Annotated in this window: 26 protein-coding genes, 3 pseudogenes and 1 riboswitch; of the genes and pseudogenes, 22 read left to right on the top strand and 7 right to left on the bottom strand. The window is 46.1% G+C overall.

Annotated features, from left to right (window positions below; all coding sequences use genetic code 11):
- Nucleotides 1-206: 206 nt before the first annotated feature.
- Nucleotides 207-938 (bottom strand): CsxC family protein, encoded by a 732-nt coding sequence (locus tag BLR88_RS10800; protein ID WP_091260650.1) that lies wholly within the window; start codon nt 936-938, stop codon nt 207-209.
- Nucleotides 939-1,150: 212 nt separating this feature from the next.
- On the opposite strand from BLR88_RS10800, the gene BLR88_RS10795 reads away from it, so the two are divergent.
- Nucleotides 1,151-1,348, top strand: coding sequence for a hypothetical protein (locus BLR88_RS10795; protein ID WP_057897202.1), 198 nt, complete (start codon nt 1,151-1,153; stop codon nt 1,346-1,348).
- A 180-nt stretch (nt 1,349-1,528) separates the two neighbouring features.
- Here BLR88_RS10795 and BLR88_RS10790 read toward each other — a convergent pair.
- Nucleotides 1,529-1,735, bottom strand: a pseudogene (locus BLR88_RS10790) (tyrosine-type recombinase/integrase); the annotation flags it as partial.
- A gap of 318 nt (nt 1,736-2,053) precedes the next feature.
- Between BLR88_RS10790 and BLR88_RS10785 the strand changes: the two are divergent.
- Nucleotides 2,054-2,266 (top strand): annotated as a pseudogene (locus BLR88_RS10785) (helix-turn-helix domain-containing protein); the annotation flags it as partial.
- Nucleotides 2,267-2,356: 90 nt separating this feature from the next.
- A pseudogene (locus tag BLR88_RS19955) lies at nt 2,357-2,464 on the top strand (ATP-binding protein); the annotation flags it as partial.
- A 96-nt stretch (nt 2,465-2,560) separates the two neighbouring features.
- On the opposite strand, the gene BLR88_RS10775 reads toward BLR88_RS19955, so the two are convergent.
- On the bottom strand, nt 2,561-2,767 hold the full coding sequence (locus BLR88_RS10775) for a hypothetical protein (protein WP_057897200.1): 207 nt from the start codon (nt 2,765-2,767) through the stop codon (nt 2,561-2,563).
- Between the two features lie 1,064 nt (nt 2,768-3,831).
- Nucleotides 3,832-4,146, bottom strand: a complete 315-nt coding sequence (locus BLR88_RS10770; RefSeq protein WP_082705818.1) for a hypothetical protein — start codon at nt 4,144-4,146, stop codon at nt 3,832-3,834.
- A gap of 286 nt (nt 4,147-4,432) precedes the next feature.
- Between BLR88_RS10770 and BLR88_RS19550 the strand changes: the two genes are divergently transcribed.
- Nucleotides 4,433-4,588, top strand: a complete 156-nt coding sequence (locus BLR88_RS19550; RefSeq protein WP_156423973.1) for a hypothetical protein — start codon at nt 4,433-4,435, stop codon at nt 4,586-4,588.
- A 65-nt stretch (nt 4,589-4,653) separates the two neighbouring features.
- Here the strand turns inward: BLR88_RS19550 and BLR88_RS10760 are convergent, their stop codons facing one another.
- Nucleotides 4,654-4,797 carry a helix-turn-helix domain-containing protein gene (locus BLR88_RS10760; RefSeq protein ID WP_322787666.1) on the bottom strand — a complete coding sequence of 48 codons (144 nt, stop codon included), beginning with the start codon at nt 4,795-4,797 and terminating at the stop codon, nt 4,654-4,656.
- A gap of 338 nt (nt 4,798-5,135) precedes the next feature.
- Nucleotides 5,136-5,345, bottom strand: coding sequence for a hypothetical protein (locus BLR88_RS10755; RefSeq protein WP_057897198.1), 210 nt, complete (start codon nt 5,343-5,345; stop codon nt 5,136-5,138).
- A 311-nt stretch (nt 5,346-5,656) separates the two neighbouring features.
- Between BLR88_RS10755 and BLR88_RS10750 the strand changes: the two genes are divergently transcribed.
- From BLR88_RS10750 to cobA, 16 genes are all read left to right on the top strand, one after another.
- A complete protein-coding gene (locus BLR88_RS10750) occupies nt 5,657-5,860 on the top strand; it encodes a CDGSH iron-sulfur domain-containing protein (RefSeq protein ID WP_091260646.1) in 204 nt (67 codons plus the stop codon).
- 257 nt (nt 5,861-6,117) lie between these two features.
- A riboswitch (cobalamin riboswitch) is annotated at nt 6,118-6,330 on the top strand.
- Nucleotides 6,331-6,529: 199 nt separating this feature from the next.
- Nucleotides 6,530-7,288, top strand: a complete 759-nt coding sequence (locus tag BLR88_RS10745; protein ID WP_057897196.1) for an energy-coupling factor ABC transporter permease — start codon at nt 6,530-6,532, stop codon at nt 7,286-7,288.
- 6 nt (nt 7,289-7,294) lie between these two features.
- Nucleotides 7,295-7,606: an energy-coupling factor ABC transporter substrate-binding protein gene (locus tag BLR88_RS10740; RefSeq protein WP_057897195.1), complete on the top strand. Its 312-nt coding sequence runs from the start codon at nt 7,295-7,297 to the stop codon at nt 7,604-7,606.
- The gene (gene cbiQ / locus BLR88_RS10735; RefSeq protein ID WP_175493606.1) at nt 7,590-8,381 is read left to right on the top strand and encodes a cobalt ECF transporter T component CbiQ; all 792 of its coding nucleotides are present in this window, start codon (nt 7,590-7,592) and stop codon (nt 8,379-8,381) included. The genes BLR88_RS10740 and cbiQ overlap by 17 nt, the downstream gene beginning before the upstream one ends.
- A 5-nt stretch (nt 8,382-8,386) precedes the next feature.
- A complete protein-coding gene (locus BLR88_RS10730) occupies nt 8,387-9,232 on the top strand; it encodes an energy-coupling factor ABC transporter ATP-binding protein (protein ID WP_091260642.1) in 846 nt (281 codons plus the stop codon).
- A gap of 24 nt (nt 9,233-9,256) precedes the next feature.
- On the top strand, nt 9,257-10,873 hold the full coding sequence (gene cobJ / locus BLR88_RS10725; RefSeq protein ID WP_091260641.1) for a precorrin-3B C(17)-methyltransferase: 1,617 nt from the start codon (nt 9,257-9,259) through the stop codon (nt 10,871-10,873).
- A gap of 20 nt (nt 10,874-10,893) precedes the next feature.
- Entirely contained in the window at nt 10,894-11,814 is a 921-nt protein-coding gene (locus BLR88_RS10720; protein ID WP_091260639.1) for a sirohydrochlorin chelatase, read from the top strand.
- A gap of 1 nt (nt 11,815) precedes the next feature.
- Entirely contained in the window at nt 11,816-12,616 is an 801-nt protein-coding gene (gene cobK, locus BLR88_RS10715) for a precorrin-6A reductase (protein ID WP_057897190.1), read from the top strand.
- On the top strand, nt 12,594-13,244 hold the full coding sequence (locus BLR88_RS10710) for a precorrin-8X methylmutase (RefSeq protein ID WP_057897189.1): 651 nt from the start codon (nt 12,594-12,596) through the stop codon (nt 13,242-13,244). Before cobK ends, BLR88_RS10710 begins: the two co-directional genes overlap by 23 nt.
- Nucleotides 13,245-13,246: 2 nt before the next feature.
- The gene (locus BLR88_RS10705) at nt 13,247-14,353 is read left to right on the top strand and encodes a cobalt-precorrin-5B (C(1))-methyltransferase (RefSeq protein WP_057897188.1); all 1,107 of its coding nucleotides are present in this window, start codon (nt 13,247-13,249) and stop codon (nt 14,351-14,353) included.
- Nucleotides 14,332-15,540 carry a bifunctional cobalt-precorrin-7 (C(5))-methyltransferase/cobalt-precorrin-6B (C(15))-methyltransferase gene (locus BLR88_RS10700; protein ID WP_057897187.1) on the top strand — a complete coding sequence of 403 codons (1,209 nt, stop codon included), beginning with the start codon at nt 14,332-14,334 and terminating at the stop codon, nt 15,538-15,540. Before BLR88_RS10705 ends, BLR88_RS10700 begins: the two co-directional genes overlap by 22 nt.
- On the top strand, nt 15,537-16,247 hold the full coding sequence (gene cobI, locus BLR88_RS10695) for a precorrin-2 C(20)-methyltransferase (protein ID WP_057897186.1): 711 nt from the start codon (nt 15,537-15,539) through the stop codon (nt 16,245-16,247). Before BLR88_RS10700 ends, cobI begins: the two co-directional genes overlap by 4 nt.
- Complete coding sequence (gene cobM / locus BLR88_RS10690) at nt 16,244-17,020, top strand: precorrin-4 C(11)-methyltransferase (RefSeq protein WP_057897185.1); 777 nt, start codon at nt 16,244-16,246, stop codon at nt 17,018-17,020. The genes cobI and cobM overlap by 4 nt, the downstream gene beginning before the upstream one ends.
- A complete protein-coding gene (locus BLR88_RS10685; protein WP_082705816.1) occupies nt 17,017-18,162 on the top strand; it encodes a cobalt-precorrin 5A hydrolase in 1,146 nt (381 codons plus the stop codon). The genes cobM and BLR88_RS10685 overlap by 4 nt, the downstream gene beginning before the upstream one ends.
- A 17-nt stretch (nt 18,163-18,179) precedes the next feature.
- Nucleotides 18,180-19,592 carry a cobyrinate a,c-diamide synthase gene (locus tag BLR88_RS10680; RefSeq protein WP_057897184.1) on the top strand — a complete coding sequence of 471 codons (1,413 nt, stop codon included), beginning with the start codon at nt 18,180-18,182 and terminating at the stop codon, nt 19,590-19,592.
- Nucleotides 19,589-21,064: a uroporphyrinogen-III C-methyltransferase gene (cobA, locus tag BLR88_RS10675; RefSeq protein WP_091260637.1), complete on the top strand. Its 1,476-nt coding sequence runs from the start codon at nt 19,589-19,591 to the stop codon at nt 21,062-21,064. Before BLR88_RS10680 ends, cobA begins: the two co-directional genes overlap by 4 nt.
- 61 nt (nt 21,065-21,125) lie before the next feature.
- Here cobA and BLR88_RS10670 read toward each other — a convergent pair whose 3' ends face one another.
- Nucleotides 21,126-21,347: a hypothetical protein gene (locus BLR88_RS10670; RefSeq protein WP_091260635.1), complete on the bottom strand. Its 222-nt coding sequence runs from the start codon at nt 21,345-21,347 to the stop codon at nt 21,126-21,128.
- A gap of 37 nt (nt 21,348-21,384) precedes the next feature.
- On the opposite strand from BLR88_RS10670, the gene BLR88_RS20385 reads away from it, so the two are divergent.
- Nucleotides 21,385-21,510: a hypothetical protein gene (locus BLR88_RS20385; RefSeq protein WP_257721581.1), complete on the top strand. Its 126-nt coding sequence runs from the start codon at nt 21,385-21,387 to the stop codon at nt 21,508-21,510.
- Between the two features lie 159 nt (nt 21,511-21,669).
- The gene (locus BLR88_RS10665) at nt 21,670-21,948 is read left to right on the top strand and encodes an HU family DNA-binding protein (RefSeq protein WP_057897181.1); all 279 of its coding nucleotides are present in this window, start codon (nt 21,670-21,672) and stop codon (nt 21,946-21,948) included.
- The last annotated feature ends 21 nt before the right edge of the window (nt 21,949-21,969 follow it).

The raw sequence follows: 21,969 nt of genomic DNA, 5'->3' as shown, positions 1-21,969 counted from the left end.
GACAAATCATCGCTGCAACCATCTCACTAAAAAAGCTGAAGTTTTGTAACCAGAATTCAAGAAAGGGGTAAAAGATACCCCGCTATCCGGTCGTCCGGATGGCGGGGTGTTTTTATTTGTTGCGAACCGTGCTGACCAAATCAAAGTCGATATTCCTTTGTGCCAGCGGCTGCTTCTTCATACGTCTTTAAAATATTCTGGAGATATTAAAGGCTGTCAACGCGTACTTGCTGGTTCTGTAAGACTTTGACCGTAATATCGAGCACCATCTTCTCTACAATGTTTCTGAACGTTCCTTCTTCGAATGGACCATTTACCAGTGGCTCCCGATCGGTCGCTTCATCCCATTCGGTAATATCAGCGCGAACCAGTTCGCAGAAGACCTGTTCGTTGAAAAATTCAACGCTTTGTTGATGAAACTGGGATAAATCTGTGGACATGAGGCGGTCTTTGGACGGAAAGCCAGCGGGTAGCGGCTGCTCTACAAGAAAATCGAATTCGTTGCGCACATTAAAGAAAGGACCCACCGGGGGCGTAAGGAACGTCGTAATTTCCGCCACACAATCGAACGGGACATCAACCGTTAGCGAATGAATCACAGAGCGTACCTCATCCTCATCACTATGGCATGTAGGTGTTGCATACTGAATATTTTTGCGCACAAAACCACTTAGGAACAGTTTACTGCGGGGTGTTTCACCCGGCAAGGTACGCGGTTGGATAAGACGGCATTGCGTTAATTTTACGCGCTTTTTAATTTTCTTGATTTCAAGCACATCTTCTGGAAAAGTAATACGCGCTCTTAGCGGCAGCTGCACCGACACTTCCTGAAGTAGTACTGGAATTTTGATAATAGGGTTGCCTCCTGTTAGGGTAGGTTGGACCGCGCGCGCATCACATTCATTTACATTAGCTGTTTCATCAAAATTAATTGACATTTACAAATTTCCTCCTTCCAAATTTGACATACTACATACTATGAAGGAAAACGGATTGTGTATGGATGTATCACATAGGACAAATGTACATTGTTTGTATTTAAAAATGAAAAGCTGACTTGTGAGCCGTTTTTCAACACTATTTTGGTTGCCCAAAAACATTCCCCATATCTTCTTTTTGTTGTGATATAGAACAAAAAGGAAGTGTGCAAATGAACAAACGCTATTTCTCCCGTGTAGACAAAACAGGGGCTATCCTGTTACTTGAAGACCTTCAGAAGCTTGTCCACGCAGGCAAACGGGAAGTACATACAGAAAACGGCCAGCTTGCACTAAAGAACCCGAAACCTGACTACGCATTTACAGGATGTCAGAACAAAAATAACTCGGCACAAGGCCGGGGTTTTTAATGGTCATAGGTGGTCACCAAAATGGTCACGAAATTATGATAATAAACCACGATAAAGTCAGTAATTACGCGGGTTTGCGCGATTTTATGCACCCGCGTCTTTTTGTGTTTTGAGGCTATTTGCAAACATTTTGCAAACTTTTATTTTGCTAAAGTGCATTTTTACCTTTTTTTTGGCTCCGAAAAGCGATTTTCCAAACTCTTTTGCAGCCGCTTCTTGCAGTCCTGGGAAGACATGCGAATACGTATCTAACGTGATGTTGATATTTGAGTGACCTAACCGTTCGCTTACGATTTTTGGATGTACTCCTTGTTTCAACATAAGAGTAGCGTGTCTATGACGTAAATCGTGGAAGCGAATCTTTGGAAGACCCGATTTTTTCAGCAGGGAGTACTAGGCGCGGTCGAAATTCCGAGCAAGCAGCGGAGTGCCAATCGTGCTGCATACAACAAGGCCGTTCCATCTGGGTTTTTAATTCAATAATCTAGAATTTATTCTAGGGGCAATTCTGTGCCTTTGGTAATGTTTTGGTAGCGGGTAAATGCTAGAAAAGGGAACAAGGAAAGAAGACGATGTCTTTTTCACTGTGATTAGTTGGTAAAGGGAATCTAGTACATTGACATAGGTTAATGACCTTCTAGGAGTAGTTACATATTGATACTATTTTCAATAAGAACCATAGATATCTGAGAGGAGCTATGGTTCATGATTACGAGAGGGGAATTTTTTATGATTAAGGAGTTATACCGGAAAGGAATGTCTATCTTTGACATTGCCCGGCAGTTTGGGATTGATCGAAAAACAGTTCGTAAGTATCTTTGGGAAAACTCCCTGCCTTTGAAAAAGAAACGAACGAGCCGAGGAAGTAAACCAGACCGCTATAAAGACTATTTGCATAAACGTATGATAGAAGCAGGAGCTAACTCAACTCTCAGTTACGAAAAGCAGACCAAGAAGGAAAGTTGGAGAAAAAGCTTCGCACATTCGTAAAGCCAAGTTTACTTATTTAACAAGTCATTTGGTGAATGGGGAAAAGTATTGGGAGAGCCAGTTCTTGCGACAGCGATGTTGGATCGACTTCTGCATCATTCTCGTATCTTTAATATGAAAGATTAAAGTTACAGATTATAGGAAAAGAAGGTTGCATTTCAGCTTGTAGACCTGCCTGGAAGTTAGACTTTGTCTACAAGCTGAAAGATTAGCGTAAATTAGCTAATCTTTTTTGTTAGTAATAAAATATCCCAGTTTAGATAATAAATAAAAAGTAAAAATAAATATTAAGGTTCTGGATATTACATAACCATCAATGGCTAATTCATATCCGTTAGGTATTAAAGCTTTGGGGTTAATTAAAAAATAAATTGATATTGCGAGAGGTAAAAGAATTAGAGTATAAGCTAAAATAGATTTATTTTGCATAAGAATTCCACCTTATATTGTTTATGTAACAAATAGTATCACTTTTTCGGAAAGAAAAAAATAAAATCATCGTAATTAAAAATAGCGAAAGAATTTATATCCATTCCCCAAGTTTTTAAAATTTATTTCACAGAATTTCTAATATAAAGAACTGGTTGACTGAAGCGCAATCAGTTCTTTGTTGATTTAGAAAGAGGGGTACAACCAATATTTCGGAAAAATTGTACGCTAAGTCTAAAAATATTGGTATATAAGGATAGTTATGGAAATGAACAGTTAAAATCCATCGTCTACCGCCAGGATTCTCATTATGTATGTTTTCATGTAAAATGAGTTTGTAGCTTACCTATGAGGGATAGAAACAACCTTATAGCTGGCTTGCAAAATCATATTTGCAACTATCTCACTAAAAAAGCTGAAATTTTGCAATAAAAATTTAATGAAATGGTAAAAGATACCCCGCTATCCATATGGATGGCGGGGATTTTTTGCTGTTACTTTAATCTAAGTCAGCCTACTTAATGAACGTTATCAGACGTAAAATCTCAAGAAAGATATTTCTAGTAGGTACATGCCGCTTCAAGGACAACTTTCAGAAAATAGAATAATAAATACCTATACACAACGAATGAGAGATGAAAATAATGAGCAATTTTCACAGATGCATACAGGGTAATGCTGTGATTTCATGTCCCACTGGAGCAACGGGAACCAATACCGTAGGAAGAAAAATACAACGCAGATTAAATGCAAATGATAGACTATCCATTAGGCTCGAATTCACAACTGGAATTAATCCAATTGGAAATAATCTGACATCCTATACACTTCCTTCACTTATGGGAACAAAAATTGCACCATAAAAACGTGATGGAGAATAGTAAGTAAGTTACATTTGTTTGCTTACGTCCGATAATCTCTTTATGCATAACAGATTATGCATAACAGAGCTTATCGGACGTTGAGCATCAAGCTGTAGATTTACAATTCTTTTGTACATTAACGATTTAAGAACCCTAAATGAGGATTTTTCCTATATTAGGTTTTTTAAGGTCTTGGATTGATTAAAATCCACCTTCATAAGGAGTAAAAGGTATTTGCAGCCTATTCTCAACTACACGTAGACGTTGATTTAACCGATTTAGCCTTCTTGTATGACGTTCCACCGTATTTTGCAGCTGATTTACTTGCAAGGTTAGTTCATTTACACGCCTTTCAAGTTGATTAACTCTCCCAAATAGTTGTGGTTGTCTCTCAAGGTCAGGATAAACGTAGTAATCATATTGTTGTATGTCCGGACTATACTGCTGCACATAATTTGGATCATGATACCAGTACATCGAGTATACCTCCTTTATATTTCGAGTGTTAGCGCTCATCATAAATTATGTTTATATATAGGTTTATGACATAGACAAAAACCTATATTCAATGTGAATTACCCGTCACCTACGCTTCGCTTGGAGATGGGGGCTTCTAAGGTAATCATACCTAACAGTACGAAATTTACTTAGCTATTGAGCCTGTTCCATGCTCTATTTATAGTTATGTTAACAGTCGCAATCCTTCATTTTTGACATTGGTAGCAGCATTCTAGTCCCTGTTTGCCACAAAACCACATTCACAGCGAAAGGTGAGCTCAGACAGAGATAGAGATTCCTTTACTTGGCCGCAACAGGAAACGGCAATATCCCCTTACCCGAAGACCTTCAGAAGCTTATCGATACAGGCAAACGGGAAGTACATACAGAAAACGGTCAGCTTGTCCTAAAGAATTCGAAACCTGACTACGTATTCACATGGATGCCAGAACAAAAATAACTCGGTGTAGCCGGGTCTTATTTTTAATCATATGGTCTGTATTTCTTCCTTAACTCTTCAAGCTCTTACTTTTTTTTCTCTACATCGATTTTTAGGAACAGACTATCCCGTTGCAGTTTTTTGATGGGGATAAGTTTGCCGTTCTTAATTAACTGGCTTAGACGTGCACGACTAATCCCTAGGTATTCAATAGCTTCAGCCGAGCTCAAGACTTCCTTTGCGATAAACTGTTTTAACTCTTTTGTACTGTTAAAGGTATAGTTCATTTTTCAATCCTTTCTTTATATAAGTGTAATACGAAATTCCAGATGACAAGAGCTGATAAGATACATGCCAAAGTAATGGATATCTTATCAAGTGTAGAAGGATTTTTGTAATTAATGGTACTTAGCACATAGACCACTAAAGCAATTATCCATACTTGTGATTTCGAAAATTTCTTAAGCATATTTTTAACTTAGATAGGGAAGGGTCAGTTCCCTTTCTTCGTTTGAAAAATTTCAGGTGTTATTTACGTGAGCGGCGCCTTTTTCTAAGGCGTCTCAGACTAGTGACAAATGCCCAGTACTTCTGCAGCTTTTACCGTAGAAAAACCTTCAAGAATCAGTCGAACGGCCGTCACACGCTGCCGGAAAAAAGCATCAGAAATCGCACGCTCTTCCTTTCGTAATGCTTCATTCGTAAGTTTGTAATCAGTGATTTTTTCATAACATAATCCGCTCCTTATCATTGTGATGATAAGAGCCAGTATTGCCAAATAACCGTTTGTTAACCCCTTAATCGGTAGCTATATATTTGCCAAATGAGACGGCTTCGACCATGGAAATTTGAAAAAGAATTCCCTGCTTTAGAATCAAATAATGTGCAAAATTACCAATGTTGTGTTTGCAAAAAGATAAAATCAAATAAGTTCCATGTTCCGCTTCTTCTTGTTTCTACGATTGATTAAATAACGGATGAATATTTCCGTCTCGTATTAGGAAAAAATGGAATTGGTAAATCGACCCTTTTTCTCATCACAATACGAACGTTGAAAGAGCAAAAAAGATGGATATAGGAGGAATGGAGATGGCTATGTATGATAGGAAGCAACCCTATGTAATACAAGAGAAACCCGGAAAAAAAGCTTATTGTGCTTGTGGTTTGACTGGGAACCCTCCGTATTGTGATGGCTCTCACAAAGGGACAGGAAAACAGCCGTTCATTGTGAATATTGAAGAACCGAAAACAGTCGCGATTTGCGGGTGCGGAAAATCCGGGAATTTACCGTAATGTGATGGTACCCATACCAAACTTTAATCGCCTTAAATAGTTGAATTTCGCCCCTGTCTGCCAAAAGGCAGGGTTTCTTATTTCTTTTGATTCGATCTACATGAAAGTAATAGTAAGCCTGAGTCTTATAAATTAGGTTGGCGCTGTTACTAGTATTCTGATTTCTTTCCTGTACTAAAGTCTATAATTTTTCAAAAAATAAGTGTTTACCAGTAGAATTATTTTCAAATTCATGTTATCATGGGCTCACTTACAACTGTATATGTAAACTTTACGGTGTTCAAAGTTCCACCAGATGCTGGAATGGAGAACTTAAAAGGGAAGTTCGGTGCAAATCCGACGCGGTCCCGCCACTGTGAAGGGAAGAACACTGCTGATATTAAACCCACTATTTCTGCCTGTGAAATGGGAAGGGGGCGGTTGTTCGTCAGACCCGAAGCCAGGAGACCTGCCGTGAAGAGAAACACTGCAAAACCACGAGGATGGTGAGGTGTTCAAAGGGGCATATAACACAGGCACGTAGATTGATTTTGCGCTTTTGTTTACCGAAGCATCTTTTCTGTGGGAAAAGATGCTTTTTTATTTTCATTATTAAAGGATGAGAGCGCAACTTGCTAGATTTTCTTATTGCTGATAGAAATTGCATGTATGAAAGGGAGGAAGAAGTGAATGAAAAGAAAACGTATGCTCTCGTTTGCTGCAGTTGTTGCGGGGTTCGCGCTTTATTTTTCGCTTAACGAACCTAACACTGCTTATGCGATGCACATTATGGAAGGCTTTTTGCCAGTAGGTTGGGCCGTTTTTTGGTGGGTGCTGTTTTTACCTTTTTTCCTGATGGGACTTCGTTCTCTTAAGCGATTAACAAAAGAGCAACCGGAGACGAAATTGCTTCTCGGGTTGGCGGGCGCATTTGCATTCGTTTTGTCAGCGCTGAAAATTCCATCCGTGACAGGAAGCAGTTCTCATCCGACCGGGACGGGATTGGGGGCGGTATTGTTTGGCCCGCTGGCGATGACAGTGTTAGGAAGCTTTGTGCTTTTGTTTCAGGCCGTACTCTTGGCACATGGTGGACTAACCACATTGGGTGCAAATGCGTTTTCCATGGCCGTGGTTGGGCCGTTCGTAGCATATAGTGTGTACCGATTGACTGTTCGTTCAACGGGAAAGCAACGTTTGGCCGTTTTTCTGGCGGCGGCATTAGCCGATATGGCGACTTATGTTGTTACTTCTTTACAGTTGGCGCTGGCATTTCCGGCGGCAAGTGGCGGAGTGCTGGCTTCTTTCGCAAAGTTTGCTGGAATTTTCGCGGTTACTCAGATTCCGCTCGCGATTAGCGAAGGGTTGCTGACGGTGCTGGTATGGAACTGGCTTATGGTGTATAACAGACAAGAATTAAACACGCTGCAATCTATTAAACGGGGAGCGTAATTCTTTATGAAAAATTCGGTTTGGAAAATGAATGTATTGATTATTTTGGTAGTAGCTGCGTTGATGGTGATTCCGCTTGTCATGATTAAAGATTCGGATTTTGGCGGAGCGGACGGCGCGGCGGAACAGGCGGTGACAGAAATGGCACCAGAATACAAACCGTGGTTCGAGCCGCTTTTTGAACCGCCGGGAAGTGAGACGGAAAGCCTTCTATTCGCGCTTCAGGCGGCCTTTGGCGCCGGTATTATAGGGTATGGCATCGGTTATTATAAGGGTCGGGCTACAAAGCGGGAATGTTCGGATGAAGATTCAGCTTGATACGCTTGCTTATACGAATCGCCTGCGCCATGTATCTCCGATTCAGAAACTGGTAATTGGCATTATTATGCTTTGTTTTGTTATGGTGGCGCACGCGCCTACTCACATAGCAGTTTTTGTATGGATGAGTGTCTGGATTGTGGGCTATGCCGGCATTCCTTGGCGTATTTATTTGCGGCTATTGGGGGCAATTTCTTTATTTCTTGCGCTTAGCTTGCCGCCAATTATGCTGGAAATTACGGCGCGGTCAATAGCGGAGATAACAGAGCAGACGGTATTTATTTATTCTTTCGGAGTTTTTCATGTATATATTGGCGTGGCCGGTATGAAGAAAGCGAGCGCGTTATTGCTTCGTTCGCTTTCTTCCGTTTCTTGTTTGTATTTTATTTTGTTGACGGTTCCATTTACGGAAATTTTAGCCGTGCTGCGGCGGATTGGTGTCCCTTGTATGGTGACAGATTTGTTGCTTGTTATGTATCGGTTTGTTTTCGTGTTTTTAGAAACGGTGGAACAGCTTTGGATTGCCTATAAAGCAAGGGGAGCCCGACATGGATTCTCGCGCAAGATGCGGGATGCCGGCGGATTGGTTGCGCGATTATTTGCCCGGACAGTACAGCGTTATCAGCAGCTTTCGATTGGACTTGCGGCGCGCGGATTTGATGGAGACTTGAGGGTAGTAGCTTCTTCACATGCTTTTGTTTCGAGAAGATACGCGGCCGAGGCGGCAGCAGTTTTTTTGCTGTTGGTTGCGCTTGAATGGTGGACGGGAAGGTGAGAAGAATGGACTGGCTTTTGGAAATCGAGGATGTGTGCTACACATACCCGGGAAGTGAAACTCCTGCTTTGAATGGTCTGACAATGCGGGTGCCCAGAGGCAAGCGCTGCGTACTACTCGGACATAACGGCTGCGGAAAATCGACATTGTTTTTGCATATGAACGGAATTTATGCACCAGAACGCGGGGTCGTGAAGTGGAAAGGGGAAGCATTCTCTTATCGGCGTACGTTTCTCAGCCAAATCAGGCAGAAAGTCGGACTGGTCTTTCAAGATCCGGAACAGCAACTTATCGCCAGCACAGTGGCTGAAGATATTTCATACGGCTTATGCAGCGCAGGTCTTTCGGATGATGAAGCGAAGCGGAAGGTGGAACAGGCGCTCGTTCGTTTCGGCCTGGAACATTTCCGCGAGCGTCCGGTGCATCACTTAAGCCTTGGCCAGAAGAAAAGAGTAGCACTGGCCGGAGTAATGGTACTGGAACCGGAGCTTTTACTTCTAGATGAACCAACAGCATATCTCGATCGCCTGCATACGCGTCTTTTGATGAAAGAGTTAGAAAGAATTCACAGAGAAGAAGGGACAACCATTGTGATGGCGACGCACGATATCGATCTAGCTTATGAGTGGGCGGATTGGGTGTTTGTTATCGAAGATGGACGGCTTGCATTGGAAGGTGCACCGAATGAGGTGTTTGCGCGGCGCGATGTGCTGGAAGGGCTACAGTTGGGTGTTCCTCTTTTGTTTGATGTATGGGAAGCACTCGTACCTTCGTTTTTCCCTGAGACAGAAGCGAGGCCACGTAATGTTGCGGATTTGAAAGAACGGTTAGCGAGATGTTTGGTTGATTAATAAAACGGTAATGGGGTGAGATATATGGATGGAAAACGCGGAAAATTACTAATTATCGGATTTGGACCTGGAAGCTTTGAGCACATTACGCAGCGAGCCCGCGAAGCAATTGAAGAATGCGAAGTGATTCTTGGCTATACCACGTATGTGGAACTTGTTCGCGGGTTGTTGCGGGAAGACCAGATCGTGGTTCAGACCGGTATGACGGAGGAAGTAGGACGCGCTCAGGAGGCAGTGCGTCAGGCGGAACAAGGCAAAGTAGTCGGCGTTATTTCGAGTGGTGATGCTGGTGTATATGGCATGGCCGGATTGGTATATGAAGTGCTTATGGAAAAGGGATGGACGGAGAAAGAAGGGATTGCGGTCGAAGTTATACCTGGAATTTCAGCCATTAATTCGTGTGCTTCCTTGCTTGGTGCTCCGATTATGCACGATGCCTGCACCATTAGCCTGAGCGATCATTTGACTCCGTGGGAACTGATTGCAAAGCGGCTGGAGGCGGCCGGACAGGCTGATTTTGTTATTGCTTTATACAATCCGAAAAGCGGGCGCCGGACGCGCCAAATCGAAGAGGCTCAGCGTATATTGTTGAAATATCGTTCGCCGGACACGCCGGTTGGACTTGTCAAGAGCGCGTATCGGGAGCGACAGTCAATCGTCATTACGGATTTGGCCCATATGCTGGACCATGAAATCGGCATGTTGACCACTGTTATTATTGGAAACAATTCGACTCGGCTTTATGATGGAAAAATGATTACGCCGCGCGGTTATCAGCGCAAATATACGTTAAATGCGGACAAGCAGGCGCTGGCTCCACATCAGCGTTTACGTCCAGAAAACGAACCGTGGGCGCTTCACAGTGTGTTTGCGGGTGAGCAGGAACAACAGGCCGAAAAATCATACACCCGTGCGCTTGCAGAAGAAGCGCTTGGCAAGTTGTATGGTACGGCGCCTGAATCAAATCCCCTGGAGACAGCCGGATTTGTGCAGGAGTCTATCTTTGAATTTGCTGTATCTCCGGGTGTTGCTAACAAAAAAATTACGGCTCAGCAAATGCTGGTGCTGGCGGAGATTGTTGGCGAAAAAGGAACGATGGAATATACGCCACATCACCAGATTCGGGTCAGTGTTCCAACGGTAAAGCCAGAGGAGATTACCGCTAAATTGCGGGCGGCTGGTCTGCTTGTGCAGCCGGTCGGTGATGTAGTGACGCTGAAGGCGTGCGATTTCTGCGACGGGGAGAAAAGGGACGCAATTCCATATGCCGAGCAAATCGATGAATTGTTCGGCGGCATGCAGGTACCGAAGGAGCTTAAGATTGGCTTTAACGGCTGTGGAATGGCCTGCTATGGTGCGGTAACGGAAGATATTGGGCTTGTTTTCAGAAAAGGAAAGTTCGACTTATTCCTTGGTGCAAAGACGACGGGTCGTAACGCTCATGTGGGCCAGCCGGTAGCGGAAGGAATTGAACCGGAAGAGGTTGTCGGCCTGATTGAACGGATTTTGCGCAAGTACAAGGAAGAAGGACATCCAAATGAACGGTTCCACAAGTTCTTTAAGCGCGTAAAAGAGATCGAGGGCTTTAAACATGAAGACGCTCCAGTGCGGGTGCTGGTAGAAGCGGTCTGTGGGGATTAAACGGGGAAAGGAGGAATACCATGCAAGCGGTGTTATTTGTGGGACACGGGAGCCGAGATCCGCAGGGGAATGAAGAAATTCTACGGTTCGTCGATGGGATAAAACAGGAGATTCCCGTTCCAGTAGTGGAGACTTGTTTTCTTGAATTTGCTGAGCCGGATGTTATGCAGGGACTTGATGCGTGCGTGGTGCGGGGAGCGACCTATGTCGCTGTTGTTCCGATGATGTTATTTCCGGCAGGACATTCGAAAATTCATATTCCTGCTGCGCTGGATATAGCGCGTGAAAAATATCCGCATGTCCGGTTTATTTATGGGCGTCCAATTGGTATTCATAACGAAGTGCTGAACGTTTTGCAGTCGCGTCTTACAGAGGCGGGATTTGACGTGGAAGAAGAAGCGGAAGATACGGCAATTTTGATTATTGGGCGCGGCAGCAGCGATCCTGACGCCAATAGCGATGTATTTAAACTTTCGCGGCTTTTATGGGAACGTCTGCATGTGCGTTGGGTAGAAACATGTTTTATCGGCGTTACCCGCCCTTCGGTTGAAGAAGGAATTGACCGCTGTCTTAAACTCGGCGCGAAAAAAGTGGTACTCATTCCATACCTTTTATTTACCGGCATTCTCATGAAGCGGATGGAAGACAAACTGGAGCACTTCCGGTCTCAATATTCTGACCGTGAATTTTTAATGACGGAATACATTGGCTTTCATCCGGGCTTACGCTATATTTTCTGTGAGCGGGCTGAGGAAGCGTTGCAAGATGAGGTTAAGATGAACTGCGATACGTGCCAGTATCGCTTGTTTGCGTTAGAGCATATGGATTTGCATCATGACCACGATCATGATCATGGTAACCATCATCACCACCATCATCATGGGCATGCTCACCATGCTCATCATCATGAAGCTCACGAAAAGGAAAAGGAGAAGGCTTAATATGATTCTTATGCTTGCAGGAACGAGCGACGCGAGGGAGCTGGCGTTTCGCATTCAGGGAGAAGGGTATCCACTGTTGACAACGGTTGTCACGGAGAACGCTGCCAAAAGCATGACAGAAGCCGGACTCCCTGTGCGTGTTGGTAGAATGAACGCGGATGAAATTTGTGAGTTGATTCGTGCAGAAGGAGTTTTCGCGGTCGTTGACGCAAGCCATCCGTTTGCGGAAGAAGCTTCGCGCAACGCGCTTGAAGGCGCGAAACGGGCGGATGTGCCGTATATTCGCTACGAACGCGCATCCATTGAAAGGAAGTCGCACCCTTTGATTACAGTGGTGCGCGATTACGTAGAGGCAGCTGAACTGGCCGCACGTCACAAAGGCGTGATTATGCTGACTACCGGAAGCAAAACATTGCACATTTTCGCGGAAAAGCTGGTGGGGTTGCCTGATGTTACACTGGTGGCCCGCATGTTGCCGCGCAAAGACAACATGGAAAAGTGCGAACAGCTTGGCATTGAACAGAAAAATATTGTAGCTATGCAAGGCCCGTTTTCCAAAGAGCTAAATGCTGCACTTTATAAGCAGTACGATGTGACGCTTATGATTACGAAAGAGAGTGGAAAAGTCGGCTCTGTGGACGAAAAGCTGGAAGCGGCGCTGGAGATGGGGATTCCGACAATTATGATCGCTCGTCCGAAAATCGAGTATGGAACTGTGTTTTCTGAGTTTGATGAAGTGATTAAGACACTGAAAGAAAAATTGAAGGAGGCAGCAAACGATGGATTTTCATACCGAGTTTAAACCGTTAACCGTACAGCCGCAGGAGATTGAAGGGAAAAGTTTTGAAATCATTACAGAAGAGTTGGGAGAGCATCCATTTACTGAGGAGCAATATCCAATTGTGCAACGTGTGATTCACGCGTCGGCCGATTTTGAACTTGGAAGGAGTATGGTGTTTCACCCGGACGCTGTTGAAGCAGGGATTCGCGCAATCCGTGAAGGACGGAAGATTGTTGCTGATGTTCAGATGGTACAGGTAGGCATCAGCAAACCTCGCATTGAGAAGTTCGGGGGAAGTGTTCATGTATACATCTCTGATCCGGATGTGATTGAGGAAGCGAAACGCCTGAATACAACGCGGGCTATCGTGGCAACCCGGAAAGCGGTGAAGGAAGCAGACGGCGGTATTTTTGCTATCGGAAATGCGCCAACTGCGCTCTTAGAACTGATTCGACTCGTGAAGGAGGGCGTAGCCCGTCCGGGACTTATTATCGGCATGCCGGTCGGATTCGTGTCTGCAGCCGAATCGAAAGAGGAGTTAGCGAAGCTGGATATTCCTTTTATTACAAACGTCGGACGCAAAGGCGGAAGTACAATTGTGGTTGCAGCAGTCAACGCGTTATCCATCATGGCTGAAAAGCGGGGATAAAGATGGCGGACGAAGAAAAAACATTGCGTCATGGCTATACGACGGGATCAAATGCGACGGCGGCCACAAAAGCCGCCCTTTTGTCCCTTATCCGGCAGGAAGCTGTGACGGAAGCCGAAATTCTTCTTCCGATTGGCGAGCGGGTGACTTTTCATATGCAAAATGTAGAATTTGGGGAGGAAAACGCGACGGCAGGGGTTATTAAAGACGCTGGCGATGACCCTGACGCAACGCATAAGGCTCTTATTGTATCAACTGTAAGCTGGAAGGAAAATCCAGGTATTACATTGGACGGTGGCGTCGGCGTCGGAAGAGTGACCAAACCGGGCCTTCCTGTACCTGTAGGGGAAGCTGCGATTAATCCGGTACCACGCCGCATGATTATGGAGACAGCGCAGGAAGTATTGGATCAATATGGTATGGAACGGGGGATACATATTGTCATTTCCGTTCCGGATGGAGAGGAAATTGCGAAGAAGACGTTGAATGCCCGTCTGGGGATCATTGGTGGCATCTCCATCCTTGGAACGAGAGGGACAGTTGTTCCGTTTTCGACCGCCGCGTTTAAAGCAAGTATTGCCCAGGCCATTCAGGTTGCTGTGGAATGCGGGTGCGAACATGTAATTGCCACTACCGGGGGACGCAGCGAAAAATTCGCCATGCAGCTGTATGAAGACTATCCAGAAGAGGCGTTTATCGAAATGGGCGATTTCGTCGGTTTTACGCTAAAGATGTGCAAGAAGTACGGCGTGAAGCGCGTGACGCTTGTCGGCATGATGGGCAAGTTCTCCAAAGTTGCCCAAGGGGTTATGATGGTGCATTCCAAAAGCGCACCGGTCGATTTCGGCTTTCTGGCCCGGGTTGCGGAAGAAGCGGGCGTGCCGGAACCGCTTGTGAAGCAGATCCGGGAAGCGAATACTGCTTCCCAGGTAGGCGATCTGATGCGGGAGCAAGGCTGTGATGAATTTTTCCGGCTTTTGTGCCGCTATGTATGTGAATCTGGCTTGAAAGAAATGGACGGTGACGCAGAAATAGAAACGGTGATTATTACTATGAAAAACGAGATATTGGGAAGGGAGAGAGTCGATTGCAGAGCCCGGTCAAAGTGATAGGCATCGGAGATAACGGAGCGGAAAGCCTGCTGCCCGTATACCGGCAGTGGATTGAAGAAAGCGAACTTTTGGTTGGTGGCGAACGGCATTTGGGTTTTTTCCCGGAATACCATGGGGAGAAACTTACGGTAAAAGGCGGTCTTTCGGCTATCGTGTCCAAAATTGCGGAATCGGGCAAGAAGACGGTTGTACTTGCCTCTGGCGACCCGCTGTTTTATGGCATTGGTTCGTATTTGGCTAAGAAGCTACCGGTGGAAATTTACCCCGGCATAAGCTCCATTCAGCAGGCGTTTGCGAAAATGCAGGAAAGCTGGCAGGATTGTGAATTTTTGAGCGTACATGGTCGCAGCATGAAAGGGCTTGTCCAGAAAATTGACGGCTTGGACAAAGTATGTTTGCTGACTGATGAAGCGAATAATCCGGCCGCGATTGCACGTTATTTGCTTTCGTTCGGCGTCAACGAGTACCGGGCGTTTGTGGCTGAAAATCTTGGTGGAGTAGAGGAAAGAACGCGCTGGATGACCATGGAGGAAATGGCGGAGGCGGAATGTGCGCCATTGAATCTTGTAGTTTTGAAACGCGAGGCTCCGGCCCCGCATTGGCCGCTAGGGATCGCGGATGAAGAGTTTGCACAGCGTAAGCCGGATAAAGGACTGATTACGAAGCGGGAGGTTCGTGTGCTCAGTCTGGCCGCCCTGGAATTGAAACCGAACAGCATCGTCTGGGATATCGGCACATGCACAGGTTCGATGGCGATTGAAGCGGCCCGCATCTGTCGCAAGGGAGAAGTATTCGCTATTGAAAAGAATGAGGCCGATTTGGAAAACTGCAGGGAGAACATGCGGAAGTTCCGCACCGATTTTACCGTTGTACATGGGCGTGCTCCCGCAGGATTGGAAGAGTTTGCAGATCCGGATGCGGTATTTATTGGCGGTACGGGCGGTGAGATGAAGGAGTTGCTGCATGTTTGCTGTTCGCGTTTAAAACCGGGCGGACGCATTGTATTGAATGCGGCTACGATTGAAACATTGTACGAAGCAATGCAGGCGTTTGCAGCGGAAGGCTTCGAGACTTCGGTGACGCTTGCTCAAATTTCACGCAGCAAACCGATTTTACATATGAACCGATTCGAAGGACTGAATCCGATCTATATCGTCACGGCGAAACGAAAGGAGGAGAAATGATGGCGAAAGGAACATTATATGGAGTAGGCGTAGGTCCGGGAGATCCGGAGCTTTTGACTGTGAAAGCCTACCGGGTTATGAAAGAATCGCCAGTTATTGCCTATCCGCGCAAACGAAAAGGCAGCAAAAGTTACGCGTACGCGATTGCCGAGCAGTATATCGACCAGAGAGAGAAGGAAATGCTGGGCCTTGTGTTTCCTATGACGAAAGATAAGGACATTCTGGAGCGGGAATGGAACAACACAGTGGATGAGGTGTATGAGCGGCTATCTCAGGGGAAAGATGTGGCGTTTATTACGGAAGGGGACCCGATGTTGTATAGCACGTTCATCCATATGATGCGGTTGATGCAGGAGAAGTATCCGGAGGTTAAAGTTGTCTCAATACCAGGCATTTCTTCTATTAATGGGGTTGCTTCCCGGCTTGGTTTGCCGTTGGCGGATGGGGATGAACACGTGGCGGTAGTGCCTGCGACGGAAGATCGCGAAAAAATGAAACAGGCGCTGTTAACCCACGATTGCGTCGTGTTTTTGAAAGTGGCCAAGGTTATCGATATGATGGTTGATTTGTTAGCGGAATTGGATTTGCTCTCCAAAGCTTCTGTTGTCACGAAAGTAACCTCAGGTGAAGAAGTTATTTGGCCGAACGTGGCGGAGCTGAAAGGGTTGGAGCTTGAATATTTAACGCTGATGGTGGTGAGAAAGTGAAAGTTTACATTATCGGAGCAGGCCCGGGCGATCCGGATTTGATTACAGTTAAAGGTCTCAAGTTGCTGCAGCAGGCCGATGTTGTACTATGGACTGATTCGCTTGTGAATGAAGATCTTATCGCGCGGGCGAAACCGGAAGCGGAAGTGATAAAGACAGCGGGAATGACGCTTGAGGAGATGGTCAATATTATGGTGGACCGCGCGCGGCAGGGCAAACAGGTGGTTCGCGTTCACACGGGCGATCCGGCTGTATACGGTGCGATTCTTGAACAGATGGTGCTTTTGAAAAAGAACGGGATAGCGTACGAAATTGTGCCGGGTGTTAGCTCCGTCTTTGCCTCCGCCGCGGCGGTTGGCGCTGAACTGACGGTTCCAGATTTAACGCAAACGGTGATTTTGACGCGCGCTGAAGGACGGACGCCGGTTCCGGAGCGGGAGAAGTTGCGCGATCTGGCTTCTCACCACTGCACGGTCGCGCTGTTTTTAAGCGCTACTCTTGTAAAAAAAGTAGTCGAAGAGTTTTTGGCGGCGGGCTGGGCCAAAGAAACGCCGGTTGCTGTAGTGTACCGCGCAAGCTGGCCAGATCAAATCATTGTCCACTCTACGCTGGAGAATTTGGCTGAGGATATGCGTGCCAAGGGGATTCGCTCACATGCGATGATATTAGCCGGCTGGGCTCTTGATCCGGATATTACGAACCATGAAGAATTTCGTTCCAAACTATACGATAAAGAATTTACGCACCGTTACCGTAAGGGGGTTCCGTCATGAGCCGCACAGAAACGGCCATTATTGAACTTATGGAAGGTGTTGTGCCGAAAATTAAACAAACGGGAAAATACGCGATGGTCGCGATTACGAAGCACGGGGTTGAGATGGCGCGTTCGCTTAAGAAAAAGTTTCCCGAAGCTGACTTATACTACATGAGCAAATTTGCGCACGGCGATGAGGAAGCGGCGGGTATTCAGCTATTCAACGGCTCTGTGCGGCTGCTGTTTCCGGCGCTTTTCCCGGCATATGAAGGCCTTATTTTGTTTATTTCACTCGGTGCGGTTGTGCGGATGATTGCGCCGGTGCTGAAAGATAAAAAGACAGATCCTGGTGTCGTAGTGGTTGATGATAGAGGACAGCACGCTATCAGCGTATTGTCCGGGCATTTAGGTGGAGCAAACGAATTGACGCGGGAGGTGGCGGCTTTACTTGGCGCACAGCCGGTTATTACCACCGCTTCTGATGTGCAAAAGACGATTCCGGTCGACTTATTCGGGCGCCGTTTTGGCTGGCGTTGGGACCCGGATTCTGAGAAGAAGCTAACACCGGTTAGCGCTTCCGTAGTTAATGAGGAACATGTAGCGATTATTCAGGAGTCAGGCGAGACAGATTGGTGGATGCATGATACGCCGATGCCTCCGTCTCTTAAAATCTATGATTCGATTGAGGCGGCGATAGAGGCAAGTCCAGATGCGGCACTTGTGATTACACACCGCATGCTTCGTCCGGAGGAGATGCCGATTCTGGAAAATGGTGTTCTGTATCGTCCGAAAGTAATCGCACTTGGCATCGGATGTAACCGCGGGACTGCGGCGGAAGAAATAGAGAGCGTCATCAAAGATACGTTGAATGAACTTAGATTCTCCATTTGGAGTGTAAAAGCGATCTGCACTATTGATCTGAAAAAGGATGAGGCAGGATTGCTTTCCGTTTGTGATAAATACGGCTGGGAGTTTGTCTATTATACGCCGCAGGAATTGAATGAGATGAACATTGAAGAGCCCTCTGAGACAGTGTTTAAATTCACGGGCGCATACGGCGTAAGCGAGCCGGCTTGCAAGCGGTATAGCGGAAATGAAAAACTTGTGTTAACTAAGAAGAAATCCGGGAATGTAACGATTTCGGTCGGTATACTTGCGTAGCAGAGAGGAGGGAGAGTATGGGGAACAGGCGTATAATTATTGCCGGGACCGGAAGTGGGGCCGGAAAAACAACGGTTACGCTTGGCTTAATGGCTGCACTGAAACAGAGAGGTTTAACCGTACAGGGATTTAAGTGCGGACCGGATTATATCGATCCGGCATATCATACCGCGATTACAGGCCGTCCGTCACGCAATCTGGATAGCTGGATGCTCAAAGAGGACGTTATGCGCGGCGTGCTTGCCCGTGCCAGCAGAGACGCTGATATCTCTATCATTGAAGGTGTTATGGGTCTTTATGATGGGAAGAGTCCAACGGAAGATATCGGAAGCACGGCGGAGATCAGCATTCTTACACAAACCCCGGTTGTGCTTGTATTGAACGTTCAAAGCATGGCGCGTAGTGCGGCGGCGGTTGTCAAAGGATTTCAGATGCTTAACCCTAAGGTTTCCATTGTTGGCGTGATTGCCAACCACGCCGGAAGCGAAGGGCACGGTAAACTGATCCGGGAGGCGGTGGAAAAAGAATGCGGCATCCCATTGCTTGGAACACTTACGCGTACGCCAGAAGTGCGCATTCCGGAACGCCACCTTGGCCTGCTTCCGGCAGTAGAGCGCGGAGAACTGGAGCCGTTGTTTGTCCGCCTTGGGGAAATGATTGCGCAACATATCGATGTAGACCGTCTGCTTCAATTGGCTGATATTCCACCGCTTCCGCAGGCTAATGCTGAAGCTGATAGCATTGTTTTGGACAAAGCACCTATCGTGCGTATTGCTGTTGCAAAAGATGCGGCATTTAACTTTTACTATCAGGAAAACATCGAAATGTTGGAAGCTGCGGGAGCGGAGTGTGTATTTTTCAGTCCTCTGGCCGGAGAGACGGTGCCTGAAGATGTGAACGGCTTATATATCGGAGGAGGGTTTCCTGAAGAATTTGCACCAGAATTGGCCCGCGAAGCGAGCGTACGCACTTCAATACGGCGCGCCATCGAGAGAGGAGTGCCTACGTTCGCTGAGTGTGGTGGCTTTATGTATCTGACCGAGGAAATTGTGACAACTGATGGTGAAAGCTATCATATGGTCGGAGTGATTCCGGGCCGGACGAGAATGCATACAAAGCGTGCCGCGCTTGGGTACCGGGAAGTGACCGGGATGAAAGGAAATTTCCTGCTTTCTGAAGGGGAAATAGCGCGCGGACATGAGTTCCACTATTCGACGTTTGAACCAGGAGCGGATTTTCAGCCGGCGTATGAAACACGCAGCCGATTCGGCAGTAAGCGGGAAGGCGTCATTCTGAAAAATCTTGTGGCGGGATATACCCACCTTCATTTTGCTTCTCAGCCTTCTCTTGTCAAACGGTGGATTTCCGCCTGTTTGAAATATAAGGAGAACTGTTCGCAACAGGCCTTTGATAGGGAGATGAAGCCATGAGAACCGGGAAAGTTTATCTGGTGGGGGCAGGCCCCGGAGACGAAAAATTGATTACTGTCCGCGGACTTGAATGCCTTAAAAATGCTGATGTCATTGTGTATGACCGTTTGGCCAATCCGCGTTTTTTACGTTTTGCGAGGCCGGACGCGGAATTTATCTACTGCGGCAAGTTCCCGAAGCATCATACATTGCGCCAGGAAGCGATTAATGAGCTCCTTGTCCAAAAAGCGCAGGAAGGCAAACGAGTTGTACGCTTAAAAGGTGGCGACCCTTCCGTATTCGGCCGGGTAGGGGAAGAAGCGGAAGAGTTGGCCAAGCACGGTGTGGAATACGAGATTGTACCAGGAATTACTGCGGGGATTGCGGCACCTGCGTATGCAGGTATTCCCGTGACGCACCGGGACTACGGCACAAGCTTTGCCATTGTGACCGGGCATGCGAAAACGGCGGACGGAAAGCCGGTGGTCGATTGGGCATCGCTTTCTGGAATCCATACGATTGCTTTTTATATGGGTGTAAAGAACTTGCCACATATTTGTAAGAATTTGATGAAGCACGGGCGCAAGCCTCAAACGCCGGTCGTGCTTATTAGCTGGGGAACGCTGGGGCGGCAGAAAACTGTACAGGGCACGCTGGAAACGATTGTGCGCGAAGTTAACGCAGCCGATTTAAAAAACCCTGCTATTACGCTAGTGGGAGACATTGTAAGCATACGTGACAAGATTCAATGGTTCGAGCGCAAACCGCTGTTCGGAAGACGGATTCTTGTAGCGCGTACCGGCGGAGAAAAAGGAAACCTAGCGGAAGCGTTGACGGAACAGGGAGCCGATGTTATAGAATACCCCTATTTTGCTGTCTGTGAACGGGATGATGAGACGGTGCAGCAAACAATCGAGCGAAGCGGGGAATATGAACACATTTTGTTTACTTCCCCGGAGAGCGTTGATTTCTTTTTTGCGGCATATCGTCGTAGCAACCGGGATATCCGTTTGCTGAAAGCACGGTTTTATACGCTTTCTCAGCGCACAGAGCGCAAGCTTCGTGAAATGGGTTTACATTCTGAGCGACCGTCTTCACTGGCAGATAGGGAAAAAGTGCTTGTCGTAGGCGATGTTTCGGTGGTGGAGCGAACGGAAAGCTACGAAGCGGAATGGGGCGAATGTGACGTACTGGCTGTATATGAAAAAAAAGAGTGCATGGAATATAATGTGAATATGGTGCGTTTGTTGAAAGATGCAGGAGTGGATGCGATTGTATTTCCGAGTGCAGCTTCCGTGCCTATACTTATCGATGCACTGGAACGCGAGGAGATCGACCCGCTCCCTTTCCTCTCTTCCAAAATGCTTGTCTGTATGGGAGAAAAAACAGCAGATGCTGTCCGCTCGGTTGGTTGTGGCACGGTTCATGTTGCCGCCGCTCCTTCGATTGAGGACTTGATGGCTTGTCTTATGCAAGAAACGATCGTTAACTAAATGCGATAAAGAAACCCGGCATAAAACGCAGGCCTTGTCTTGTTTGTATGCCGGGTTTTCTTTATTTGTAGGCTTTTCCTTTCGTTAAAATGCAGGGTACTCCATAGCCGATGGCACCTGGCTGCGACATTTTTTCAATATATGTCAGACCACGTTCGCATTGTTGTTTACAGACGATGCATTTGTCTGAGGTGACAATTTTCATCGTAAATTTATAACGTTCTTCTGGCGGGATTTGTTCGTACTTATGTTTAGTGGCCGACTTTTTTCCTGCTTTCACCATATCATTTCCCCCCTTTTCCACAAGATTTTTTGATTTTATGGCAGTGTATGAAGAAAGAGCTTATCCTGACATTGCAAAGCAATCATTCGCTATCTTTGAATTCGAAAATATTATTGTCATTCTGCTTATTGGCAAGTATGATGATAGAAGAGCAGGAGAATGATATTGTCAGAGAATTGGAAGATTTGGGTATCAAGTACGCTAAAAACAGCAAAAAAATTGGCTTTATCTTCTAAATCATGTTTAAAATTGCTTGTATTTTGAAAGAATGAGTATATAATAAAAGATTCCATCAAAACTTTTATTATAAAGGAGGATATGTATGAACAAGACAGAGCTGATTGAGAAAGTGGCAGAATCTACAGAGATGACGAAAAAACAAGCATCTCAGGCGGTTGATGCGATCCTGACATCTATTGCGGAAGCACTGAAAGCTGGCGAAAAGGTGCAATTAATTGGTTTTGGAAACTTTGAAAGCCGCCATCGCGCAGCTCGTAAAGGCCGCAATCCGCAAACAGGGGAAGAAATCGAAATCCCGGCGACAAAAGTACCGGCATTCTCTCCTGGTAAAGCATTAAAAGACGCGGTTAACGGACGATAAAAATAAAGACTGCCACAGGGA

The organism is Aneurinibacillus thermoaerophilus, assembly GCF_900099925.1.
Taxonomy (GTDB): domain Bacteria; phylum Bacillota; class Bacilli; order Aneurinibacillales; family Aneurinibacillaceae; genus Aneurinibacillus; species Aneurinibacillus thermoaerophilus.
The sequence above is the reverse complement of the archived record's forward strand: the minus strand, read 5'-3'. Positions and strand labels throughout refer to the sequence as shown.

Bases quoted from the DNA above. Each gene is read 5' to 3' on its own strand.
- cbiQ (WP_175493606.1), top strand. From the start codon at position 7,590: ATGAAGATTCAGCTTGATACGCTTGCTTATACGAATCGCCTGCGCCAT.
- BLR88_RS10680 (WP_057897184.1), top strand. From the start codon at position 18,180: ATGGGGAACAGGCGTATAATTATTGCCGGGACCGGAAGTGGGGCCGGA.
- cobK (WP_057897190.1), top strand. From the start codon at position 11,816: ATGATTCTTATGCTTGCAGGAACGAGCGACGCGAGGGAGCTGGCGTTT.
- BLR88_RS10740 (WP_057897195.1), top strand. From the start codon at position 7,295: ATGAAAAATTCGGTTTGGAAAATGAATGTATTGATTATTTTGGTAGTA.
- BLR88_RS10750 (WP_091260646.1), top strand. From the start codon at position 5,657: ATGGCTATGTATGATAGGAAGCAACCCTATGTAATACAAGAGAAACCC.
- BLR88_RS10775 (WP_057897200.1), bottom strand. From the start codon at position 2,767: ATGCAAAATAAATCTATTTTAGCTTATACTCTAATTCTTTTACCTCTC.
- cobI (WP_057897186.1), top strand. From the start codon at position 15,537: ATGATGGCGAAAGGAACATTATATGGAGTAGGCGTAGGTCCGGGAGAT.
- BLR88_RS10685 (WP_082705816.1), top strand. From the start codon at position 17,017: ATGAGCCGCACAGAAACGGCCATTATTGAACTTATGGAAGGTGTTGTG.
- BLR88_RS10795 (WP_057897202.1), top strand. From the start codon at position 1,151: ATGAACAAACGCTATTTCTCCCGTGTAGACAAAACAGGGGCTATCCTG.
- BLR88_RS10710 (WP_057897189.1), top strand. From the start codon at position 12,594: ATGGATTTTCATACCGAGTTTAAACCGTTAACCGTACAGCCGCAGGAG.
- BLR88_RS10770 (WP_082705818.1), bottom strand. From the start codon at position 4,146: ATGAGCGCTAACACTCGAAATATAAAGGAGGTATACTCGATGTACTGG.
- BLR88_RS10730 (WP_091260642.1), top strand. From the start codon at position 8,387: ATGGACTGGCTTTTGGAAATCGAGGATGTGTGCTACACATACCCGGGA.
- BLR88_RS20385 (WP_257721581.1), top strand. From the start codon at position 21,385: ATGGCAGTGTATGAAGAAAGAGCTTATCCTGACATTGCAAAGCAATCA.
- BLR88_RS10670 (WP_091260635.1), bottom strand. From the start codon at position 21,347: ATGGTGAAAGCAGGAAAAAAGTCGGCCACTAAACATAAGTACGAACAA.
- BLR88_RS10800 (WP_091260650.1), bottom strand. From the start codon at position 938: ATGTCAATTAATTTTGATGAAACAGCTAATGTAAATGAATGTGATGCG.
- cobA (WP_091260637.1), top strand. From the start codon at position 19,589: ATGAGAACCGGGAAAGTTTATCTGGTGGGGGCAGGCCCCGGAGACGAA.
- BLR88_RS10720 (WP_091260639.1), top strand. From the start codon at position 10,894: ATGCAAGCGGTGTTATTTGTGGGACACGGGAGCCGAGATCCGCAGGGG.
- BLR88_RS10705 (WP_057897188.1), top strand. From the start codon at position 13,247: ATGGCGGACGAAGAAAAAACATTGCGTCATGGCTATACGACGGGATCA.
- BLR88_RS10665 (WP_057897181.1), top strand. From the start codon at position 21,670: ATGAACAAGACAGAGCTGATTGAGAAAGTGGCAGAATCTACAGAGATG.
- BLR88_RS10745 (WP_057897196.1), top strand. From the start codon at position 6,530: ATGAAAAGAAAACGTATGCTCTCGTTTGCTGCAGTTGTTGCGGGGTTC.
- cobJ (WP_091260641.1), top strand. From the start codon at position 9,257: ATGGATGGAAAACGCGGAAAATTACTAATTATCGGATTTGGACCTGGA.